This is a genomic window from Microbacterium sp. (assembly GCF_035277845.1).
Lineage (GTDB): Bacteria > Actinomycetota > Actinomycetes > Actinomycetales > Microbacteriaceae > Microbacterium.
Map to the genome: position 1 here is coordinate 1 of NZ_DATEJS010000211.1, position 8815 is coordinate 8815.

General features: G+C 71.1%; 10 protein-coding genes and 1 pseudogene. 9 read left to right on the forward strand and 2 right to left on the reverse strand.

What is annotated here, in order from left to right; all coding sequences use genetic code 11:
* Positions 1–1859 (forward strand): Rne/Rng family ribonuclease (locus VJR25_RS08960; protein WP_324114629.1); only part of this gene is annotated, 1859 nt, incomplete at its 5' end.
* 24 nt (positions 1860–1883) lie between these two features.
* On the opposite strand, the gene VJR25_RS08965 is transcribed toward VJR25_RS08960, so the two are convergent.
* Both VJR25_RS08965 and VJR25_RS08970 read right to left on the reverse strand, forming a co-directional pair.
* The gene (locus tag VJR25_RS08965; RefSeq protein ID WP_324114630.1) at positions 1884–2516 is read right to left on the reverse strand and encodes a TMEM175 family protein; all 633 of its coding nucleotides are present in this window, start codon (positions 2514–2516) and stop codon (positions 1884–1886) included.
* Entirely contained in the window at positions 2513–2794 is a 282-nt protein-coding gene (locus tag VJR25_RS08970; protein ID WP_324114631.1) for a DUF4031 domain-containing protein, read from the reverse strand. The genes VJR25_RS08965 and VJR25_RS08970 overlap by 4 nt, the downstream gene beginning before the upstream one ends.
* Positions 2795–3021: 227 nt before the next feature.
* Between VJR25_RS08970 and rplU the strand changes: the two genes are divergently transcribed.
* From rplU to VJR25_RS09010, 8 genes and pseudogenes are all read left to right on the forward strand, one after another.
* Positions 3022–3330: a 50S ribosomal protein L21 gene (gene rplU / locus VJR25_RS08975; RefSeq protein WP_324114632.1), complete on the forward strand. Its 309-nt coding sequence runs from the start codon at positions 3022–3024 to the stop codon at positions 3328–3330.
* A gap of 18 nt (positions 3331–3348) precedes the next feature.
* Positions 3349–3603: a 50S ribosomal protein L27 gene (rpmA, locus tag VJR25_RS08980; RefSeq protein WP_324114633.1), complete on the forward strand. Its 255-nt coding sequence runs from the start codon at positions 3349–3351 to the stop codon at positions 3601–3603.
* 116 nt (positions 3604–3719) lie between these two features.
* On the forward strand, positions 3720–5234 hold the full coding sequence (gene obgE, locus VJR25_RS08985; RefSeq protein ID WP_324114634.1) for a GTPase ObgE: 1515 nt from the start codon (positions 3720–3722) through the stop codon (positions 5232–5234).
* Positions 5231–6052: a glutamate 5-kinase gene (proB, locus tag VJR25_RS08990; RefSeq protein WP_324114635.1), complete on the forward strand. Its 822-nt coding sequence runs from the start codon at positions 5231–5233 to the stop codon at positions 6050–6052. The genes obgE and proB overlap by 4 nt, the downstream gene beginning before the upstream one ends.
* A 4-nt stretch (positions 6053–6056) precedes the next feature.
* Positions 6057–7358 carry a glutamate-5-semialdehyde dehydrogenase gene (locus VJR25_RS08995; protein WP_324114636.1) on the forward strand — a complete coding sequence of 434 codons (1302 nt, stop codon included), beginning with the start codon at positions 6057–6059 and terminating at the stop codon, positions 7356–7358.
* 67 nt (positions 7359–7425) lie between these two features.
* Positions 7426–7650, forward strand: coding sequence for a hypothetical protein (locus VJR25_RS09000; RefSeq protein ID WP_324114637.1), 225 nt, complete (start codon positions 7426–7428; stop codon positions 7648–7650).
* A gap of 8 nt (positions 7651–7658) precedes the next feature.
* Positions 7659–8255, forward strand: coding sequence for a nicotinate-nucleotide adenylyltransferase (gene nadD / locus VJR25_RS09005; protein WP_324114638.1), 597 nt, complete (start codon positions 7659–7661; stop codon positions 8253–8255).
* Positions 8252–8815, forward strand: a pseudogene (locus tag VJR25_RS09010) (hypothetical protein); the annotation flags it as partial. The gene nadD and the pseudogene VJR25_RS09010, both read left to right, overlap by 4 nt.

Here is an 8815-nt window from a genome sequence, read left to right on the forward strand (position 1 = left end):
GCCGGGACGAGGCATCCGCTCCCTCCGAGCCGTCGCAGCCGCGACAGCGCGCCGTCGAACTCATCACCGAGCCGCAGCGCATCAAGGGCTCGACACGTCTCGAGGCCAAGAAGCAGCGCCGCCGCGACGGCCGCGAGGCCGGCCGGCGCCGCCCGGTGGTCACCGAGGCCGAGTTCCTCGCCCGCCGCGAGGCCGTCGACCGCGTCATGGTCGTGCGCTCCAAGAACGGCCGCATCCAGATCGCCGTGCTCGAGGACAACGTGCTCGTGGAGCATTACGTCGCCCGCAGCCAGGACGCATCCCTCATCGGAAACGTCTACCTCGGCCGCGTGCAGAACGTGCTGCCCAGCATGGAGGCCGCCTTCGTCGACATCGGGCGGGGCCGCAACGCCGTGCTGTACTCCGGCGAGGTCGACTGGGATGCCGTCGAGACCGGCAACCAGCCCCGCCGCATCGAGCTGGCGCTCAAGTCCGGCGACAAGGTGCTCGTGCAGGTCACGAAGGACCCGGTGGGCCACAAGGGTGCGCGCCTGACCAGCCAGATCTCGCTGCCGGGCCGCTACCTCGTCTACGTGCCGGGCGGCGCCATGAACGGCATCTCGCGCAAGCTCCCCGACACGGAGCGCGCGCGCCTGAAGAAGATCCTCAAGGAGGTGCTGCCGGAGTCGTCGGGCGTCATCGTGCGCACCGCGGCCGAGGGCGCCACGGAGGAGCAGCTGACCCGTGACGTGCAGCGGCTCACCTCGCAGTGGGAGCACATCAGCAAGGCCGTGGCATCCACCCCGGCGCCCACCCTGCTGCACTCCGAGCCCGACCTGCTCGTGAAGATCGTCCGCGACGTCTTCAACGAGGATTTCACCAAGATGCTCATCCAGGGCGAGGACGCGCAGCACACCATCTCGAGCTATCTCGAGGCGGTCGCGCCCGACCTGCTCGAACGCGTCGAGCGCTACGAGGGCGACAACGACCCGTTCGACGCCTACCGCGTGACCGAGCAGATCGAGAAGGCCCTCGACCGCAAGGTCTGGCTGCCCTCCGGCGGATCGCTCGTCATCGACCGCACCGAGGCGATGACCGTCGTCGACGTCAACACCGGCAAGTTCGTCGGCACGGGCGGCAACCTCGAGGAGACCGTCACCAAGAACAACCTCGAGGCCGCCGAGGAGATCGTCCGCCAGCTGCGCCTGCGCGACATCGGCGGCATCATCGTCGTCGACTTCATCGACATGGTGCTCGAGTCCAACCGCGACCTCGTGCTGCGCCGGCTCATCGAGTGCCTGAGCCGCGACCGCACCAAGCACCAGGTCGCGGAGGTCACCTCGCTCGGCCTCGTGCAGATGACCCGCAAGAAGCTCGGCCTCGGCCTGCTCGAGACCTTCAGCGAGCCGTGCGAGGTCTGCGCCGGTCGCGGCATCATCGTGCACCACGACCCGCTCGTGAAGCACCGCTCCGCCCAGGCGACCGCCACCGGCACCGGCTCGCGCCGTGGCGGCGGCCGTCAGCAGCAGGCGCCGACGTCGTCGAACGGTGCCGCGCACGGCATCCCCGAGGGGGCGAAGTCCGCTCTCGCCCAGATCGCGGCCTCGACCATCCACCACGAGGAGCACGTCGAGCCCGCGCCGTCCGACGTCCTGCCGCTTCCCGAGCTGGATGCGCCCGCCGAGAGGCCGGCCGACCGGCCCAAGAAGCGCCGCAAGAAGTCGGATGCCGCCAAGGGGCCGAGGAGCGAGAAGGAGATGCTGCTGGACTCCGTGCTCAGCGCCCTGCCCGAGCCCAAGGCTCCCGGCCAGGGCCGCGCCCGGCGCCGTGTGACGACGGCGGCGCTGACCCCCACCCCGATCGTCGCCGACGAATCCTGATCGACGGCACCCGACGGCCCGGCGCTACGGCGTCGGGCCGTCGGCGTCCGCCGGTGGCCGGGATCCCTCGGACATGGCCGGATGCGTGCTCAGGTACCGCTCCACCCGACGGTCCGGCACCAGCCAGATGACCGCCACGACGACGAACGGGATGAGGCCGAGCCACGGCGTGACGAAGGCGAGGCCGATCCCGGCGACGTAGAGCACCGGCGAGATCAGCCCCTTGACGTTGCGGCCGAACGCCTCGCGCAGCCGCTCCCCGCCCGGCAGGTGGGTGATGGCCGCCTGCAGGATGAAGTAGGCGACCCCCGCGGCCAGGAGGTTCAGACCGTAGACGACCGTCGGCACCAGGGACACGCGCGACTCCGTCAGCCAGGCGGTCGTGAACGGGTACAGCGACAGCCAGAAGAGCAGGTGCAGGTTCGCCCACAGCACGCCGCCGCCGACCGGCGGCCGCAGCTGGAACAGGTGGTGGTGGTTGTTCCAGTAGATCCCGATGTACACGAAGCTCAGCAGGTAGGTGAGAAGGCCCAGGCCCGACGTGTGCAGCAGGTCCGTCCACGCGTACCCCTTCGGCACCGCGAGGCCGAGCACCATGACCGTGATGATGATCGCGAGCACCCCGTCGCTGAACGCCTCGAGACGGCCGGAGGTCATCGGGCCGTCCGTTCGACGCGCTCGCGTGCGGTGACGCGCAGTCCCGACGCGATCAGTGCACGGGTGAGCTCCTTGCCGCCGACGTGGTGCGCGCCGCCGTCGACGAGCCGCGGGATCGCGTCCGCCGGCACGTCGTAGTGGTCGAGGTCGAAGGCCCGGCGGGGGATGCCGTGCTCCGCGGCGAAGGCGTGCAGTTCGGCCAGGCTGGCGTCGCTGACGAGGTGGGCCCAGAGGCGGTCGTGGGCAGGCCAGATCGGGTCGTCGACGAGGATCGCCATGTCGCGATCCTAGACGCACGCGACACGCGCCCCGCTCGCTTTTGCGGGCCGGGGGAGCATCCGGTAAAGTAGTCCCTTGGTGCACCGTGCCATCCGCCCCACTCGGATGCTGCGGCTCATGCGAATCGCGTCCGTCATTGCGGTCCCTCTGCTGGCGTGCGAAGCAAGCACAGTCTTCCCGTGTGAATACGGAGCGGCATCCCGCTCCCCAACGAAACAGGTATGAAGTGGTTTACGCAGTAGTGCGCGCCGGTGGTCGGCAGGAGAAGGTCGAGGTCGGCACGGTTGTCGTTCTCGACCGTCAGAAGGCGAATGTGGGCGAGACCATCGAGCTGCCCGCCGTGCTGTTCGTCGACGGCGACGCCGTCACGACCGACGCCGCCAAGCTCGCGAAGGTCACCGTGACCGCCGAGGTCCTCGGTGAGGAGCGCGGCCCCAAGATCGTGATCCAGAAGTTCAAGAACAAGACCGGTTACAAGAAGCGCCAGGGTCACCGTCAGGACCTGACCCGCGTCAAGGTCACCGGCATCAAGTAAGCCACAGGAGACGTAGAGATGGCACACAAAAAGGGCGCAAGCTCCACCCGTAACGGCCGCGACTCCAACGCCCAGCGACTCGGCGTGAAGCGCTTCGGCGGCCAGGTCGTCGGCGCCGGCGAGATCATCGTCCGCCAGCGTGGCACGCACTTCCACCCCGGCACCAACGTGGGCCGTGGCGGCGACGACACGCTGTTCGCGCTGGCCGCGGGCTCGGTCGAGTTCGGCACCAAGGGCGGCCGCAAGGTCGTCAACGTGGTCGAGGCCGCGTAAGGCGCAGGCGGCTCAACCACCGGATCGGTGGTCGCTAGTCTCAGACGAGGGGCGGGCTTCGGCTCGCCCCTCGTTTCCTATTCACCCCTGAACACACTGCCTCGGGAGGCACAGCCATGGTCACCTTCGTCGACCGCGTGACGCTGCATCTGCGCGCCGGAAAGGGTGGCAACGGCTGCGTGTCGGTGCGGCGCGAGAAGTTCAAGCCGCTGGCCGGCCCCGACGGCGGCAACGGCGGCAACGGCGGCGACGTCGTGCTCGTCGCCGATCCGCAGGTGACGACGCTCCTCTCGTACCACCACTCGCCTCACCGGCATGCCGGCAACGGCGGCTTCGGCATGGGCGACAACCGGTCCGGTGCGCTCGGGGAGTCGGTCGAGCTTCCGGTGCCCGTCGGCACGGTGGTGAAGGATGCCGCGGGGGAGACCCTGGCCGATCTCGTCGACCCGGGCACGCGCTTCGTCGTGGCACCCGGTGGCCGCGGCGGGCTCGGCAACGCGGCGCTCGCGACCACGAAGCGCAAGGCCCCAGGCTTCGCGCTCCTCGGCACCCCCGGCTGGGAGGGTGACGTCGTCCTCGAGCTGAAGACCGTCGCCGACGTGGCACTCGTCGGCTTCCCGTCGGCCGGCAAGTCCAGCCTCATCGCCGCGGTCTCCGCGGCGCGCCCCAAGATCGCCGACTACCCGTTCACGACCCTGCACCCGAACCTCGGCGTGGTGGCCGCGGGCGACGTGCGCTTCACGATCGCGGACGTGCCCGGTCTGATCGAGGGCGCGAGCGAAGGGCGCGGCCTCGGCCTGGAGTTCCTCCGGCACGTGGAGCGCTGCTCCGTGCTGGTGCACGTGCTCGACTGCGCCACCCTCGAACCGGGCCGCGACCCGATCAGCGACCTCGAGGTGATCCGGCAGGAGCTGGCCGCCTACCCGGTGCCGGACGGTCAGCTGCCGCTGCTGGACCGCCCGCAGGTGGTCGTGCTCAACAAGATCGACGTCCCCGAGGCCAAAGACCTGGCCGACCTCGTGCGCCCCGACCTCGAGGCCCTCGGTCTGCGCGTGTTCGAGGTGTCGACCGTGGCCCACCAGGGCCTGCGCGAACTGACCTTCGCGCTCGGCGAGCTGGTCGCCGAGCACCGGGTCGCCACGGCATCCGCCGAGACCGGTCCGCGCATCATCATCCGGCCGAAGGGGGCCGAGCGCGAGTTCGAGGTGCGCGTCGAGGGCGGCACCTACGGCCCGATGTACCGCATCCTCGGCGACAAGCCGGTGCGCTGGGTGCAGCAGACCGACTTCCAGAACGACGAGGCCGTCGGCTTCCTCGCCGACCGCCTCGAGCGTCTCGGCGTCGAGGACGAGCTGTTCCGCGCGGGCGCGACCCCGGGGGCGACGGTCGTCATCGGCGACGAGGGCGGCGTCGTGTTCGACTGGCAGCCCGCGCTGAGCTCGGCGGCCGAGCTGATGACCGCGCCGCGCGGCACCGACCCGCGTCTGTACGAGGGTGGACGGCGCACCACCAGCGAGCGCCGGGAGCAGTACCACGAGCGCATGGACGCGAAGGCGGCCGCCCGCGCCGAACTCGAGGCCGAGCGCATCGCCGGCGCGACCTGGGACGAGGACGAGGACGACGAGGCATGACCGCGCACGACCGCCGGGACCTGGCGGCCGCCCGCCGCATCGTCGTCAAGGTCGGCTCCTCCTCGATCTCGGGCGAGAACGCGGGGCAGATCGGTCCCCTCGTCGAAGCCCTGGCGCACGCGCACGCGCGCGGCTGCGAGATCGTGCTGGTGTCCTCCGGCGCGATCGCCACGGGGATGCCGTTCCTCTCGCTCGACGAGCGACCCACCGACCTCGCGACGCAGCAGGCTGCCGCGGCGGTCGGCCAGAACGTGCTCATCTACCGCTACCAGGCGGCGTTGCGGGAGTTCCACATCGTCGCCGGCCAGGTGCTGCTCACCGCCGGCGACCTGGAGAACCACACCCACCGCTCCAACGCCCAGCGCGCCATGGAGCGGCTCCTCGGACTGCGCATCCTCCCGATCGTCAACGAGAACGACACCGTGGCGACGCACGAGATCCGCTTCGGCGACAACGACCGCCTCGCCGCTCTCGTCGCCCAGCTCATCCGGGCGGACGCCCTCGTGCTGCTGAGCGACGTCCCCGCCCTGTACACCGCCCCGCCCGGAACCCCGGGTGCGAGCCCGATCGACACGGTCGCCTACGGCGCGTCGCTCGACGAGTTCGAGTTCGGATCGGTGAAGGTCAACGGCGTCGGCACCGGGGGAGCGGCGACCAAGGCGTCCGCTGCGCGATTGGCGGCGGCATCCGGCACCGGCGTGCTGGTCACCCGCGCCGACCTGGTCGCCGACGCCCTCGCGGGCGCCGGGATCGGCACGTGGTTCGCGCCGAACCCTGCTCCCACGACTCCGGTGCCCGTGCACGCCTCGGTAGACTGAGCGGATGAGTGCGATCGCGTCCGGGGCCCCGTCAGCAGCCACCTCCGCGGGTGCTGCGGCGCCGACAGCGCAGCAGCGGATGCTGCGCGCCAAGGATGCCTCCCGCGCGGTCGGACTGCTCACCGACGCCCGCAAGCGCGAGGCTCTGCTCGCGATCGCGGCTCGCATCGACGCCCACGTCGGCGACGTCGTCGCGGCCAACGCGGTCGACCTGCAGCGCGGGCGTGAGCACGGCCTGTCAGCCGGCCTGCTCGACCGGCTGACCCTGGATGCCGGCCGCGTGGCGGCTCTCGCCGCGGCGGTGCGCGACGTCGCGGACCTGCCCGATCCGGTCGGGCGGGTGCTCGACGAGCGCACGCTGCCCAACGGCATCCGCCTGCAGAAGGTGAGCGTGCCGTTCGGCGTGATCGGGTCGATCTACGAGGCCCGCCCCAACGTCACCGTCGACATCGCCGCGCTGGCGCTGCGCGCCGGCAACGCGGTCGTGCTGCGCGGCGGCAGCGCGGCCCTGGAATCCAACCGGGCCCTCGTGGCCCTCATCCGCGACGCGCTCGCAGCCGTCGGGATCGACCCCGAGGCGGTGCAGACCGTCGACGACTTCGGCCGTGACGGCGCCCGCGCCCTGATGGCCGCTCGCGGCGTCGTCGACGTGCTCGTGCCCCGCGGCAGCGCGCAGCTGATCGAGACCGTCGTCACCGAGTCCGCGGTGCCGGTGATCGAGACCGGCGCCGGCGTCGTGCACATCTTCCTCGACGCGTCCGCCCCGCTCGATCGCGCGCGGGACATCGTCGTGAACGCGAAGGTGCAGCGGCCGAGCGTGTGCAACGCGGTCGAGACGGTGCTGGTGCATCGGGATGCCGCCGACCGCGTGGTCGGTCCGGTGGTCGCGGCGCTGCAGGAGGCCGGGGTCACGGTGCACGGGGACGAGGCGGTCGCCCGGCGGGCGTCGGACGTCGTCCCGGCCGTCGACTCGGACTGGGCGACCGAGCACATGAGCCTCGACCTGTCGATGCGCGTGGTCGCCGATCTCGACGACGCGCTCGAGCACATCCGCCGGTACTCGACGCACCACACCGAGTCGATCATCACCGACGACGACGAGGCCGCGGAGCGGTTCCTCGCCGAGGTGGACTCGGCCGTCGTGATGGCGAACGCCTCGACCCGTTTCACGGATGGCGGCGAGTTCGGCTTCGGCGCGGAGGTCGGGATCTCGACCCAGAAACTGCACGCCCGCGGTCCGATGGGGCTGCCGGAGCTCACCAGCACCAAGTGGCTCGCGCGCGGCACGGGTCAAGTGCGCCCCTGACGGCTACACTGTAAGCTCAGCGCGCTCTGTACGACTGTGCAGACGCGGACCCCGAAACGGAGACCCGATGACCCTGGCCACTCAGCTGATCGCCCTCGCCGCAGCAGAAGGCGAGCACGGCAATGTCATGCTCGAGACCGTGATGTTCCCGATCATCGCCATCTGCGCGTTCGGGGGCCTCGCGCTGGTCACCCGGTCGTATCGTCACGTCGCCAACCGTCATTCGCACAAGGCGGAGGCCTTCGCGCGTGCGCACGAGGGCGACGTCCGGCAGGCGAGCCACGGGCACTGATCTTCCGCATGACGGCGACACGGGCCCCGCGCATCGGGGTCATGGGCGGGACGTTCGATCCCATCCACCACGGGCACCTCGTTGCCGCGAGCGAGGTGGCGCAGTCGTTCGACCTCGACGAGGTCGTCTTCGTGCCGACCGGGCAGCCCTGGCAGAAGTCGCACGTCTCGGAGGGGGAGCACCGGTATCTGATGACCGTCATCGCGACGGCATCCAACCCCCGCTTCACCGTCAGCCGGGTCGACATCGACCGCGACGGCCCCACCTACACGGTCGACACGCTGCGGGATCTGAAGGCGCAGCGCCCCGACGCCGAGCTGTTCTTCATCACCGGCGCGGACGCCGTGGCGCAGATTCTCAGTTGGAGGGAGCATGATGGGCTGTGGGATCTCGCCCACTTCGTCGCGGTCTCCCGGCCGGGCCACGTCCTCACGACCGACGGGCTGCCCTCCGAAGGGGTGAGCCAGCTGGAGGTCCCCGCGCTCGCGATCTCGTCGACCGATTGCCGCGAGCGCGTCAGCAACGGTCATCCCGTGTGGTACCTCGTTCCCGACGGGGTCGTCCAATACATCGCGAAGCATCATCTTTATCGGAGCATGGCATGAGCACACCAGATCAGCCGGAATCTCCTCAGCTCACCCGCAAGCAGCTGCGTGAGCTGCGCAACACAGGGGTCACTCCGGTCATCACCGACCCCGGCACACCCGACGGAGGCAGCGCACCCGACGCGGCTTCCGACGCGCCGTCCACGCCGATCGCGCCGGCCCCGACCGACGACGAGAAGACGCCGCCGCCCGCCGTCCCGAGCGCGGATGCCCCGACCGCGATCATCGCCCCGCTTCCGCGCGCGGCGGAGCCGGTGATCGTCCCGCCCGCGCCGATCGCCGATGCGAGCGTCGACCTCGGCACCGCGCCGCTCACCCGCCGTCAGGCGCGTCAGCAGGAGCGGATCCGCACCGCCTCGGTGCCCGTCATCACGCCCGAGGTGGCCGCCGTCCTCACCCAGGCCGCACCGGTCGTCCGCCCGGTGCCGGTGATCGCCGGCGTGGCCGCTGCGGTCGCGGCGGACGCGGCATCCGGACCCGCCGCATCGGCCTCGGCTCCGACGTGGGCCGGCCCCACGGCGCCGGCACCGGCTCTTCCTGTCGAGGATCCGGCGCATCCG

Bases quoted from the DNA above. Each gene is read 5' to 3' on its own strand.
- VJR25_RS08965 (WP_324114630.1), bottom strand. From the start codon at position 2,516: ATGACCTCCGGCCGTCTCGAGGCGTTCAGCGACGGGGTGCTCGCGATC.
- VJR25_RS08970 (WP_324114631.1), bottom strand. From the start codon at position 2,794: ATGGCGATCCTCGTCGACGACCCGATCTGGCCTGCCCACGACCGCCTC.
- rpmA (WP_324114633.1), top strand. From the start codon at position 3,349: ATGGCACACAAAAAGGGCGCAAGCTCCACCCGTAACGGCCGCGACTCC.
- obgE (WP_324114634.1), top strand. From the start codon at position 3,720: ATGGTCACCTTCGTCGACCGCGTGACGCTGCATCTGCGCGCCGGAAAG.
- proB (WP_324114635.1), top strand. From the start codon at position 5,231: ATGACCGCGCACGACCGCCGGGACCTGGCGGCCGCCCGCCGCATCGTC.
- VJR25_RS08995 (WP_324114636.1), top strand. From the start codon at position 6,057: ATGAGTGCGATCGCGTCCGGGGCCCCGTCAGCAGCCACCTCCGCGGGT.
- VJR25_RS09000 (WP_324114637.1), top strand. From the start codon at position 7,426: ATGACCCTGGCCACTCAGCTGATCGCCCTCGCCGCAGCAGAAGGCGAG.
- nadD (WP_324114638.1), top strand. From the start codon at position 7,659: ATGACGGCGACACGGGCCCCGCGCATCGGGGTCATGGGCGGGACGTTC.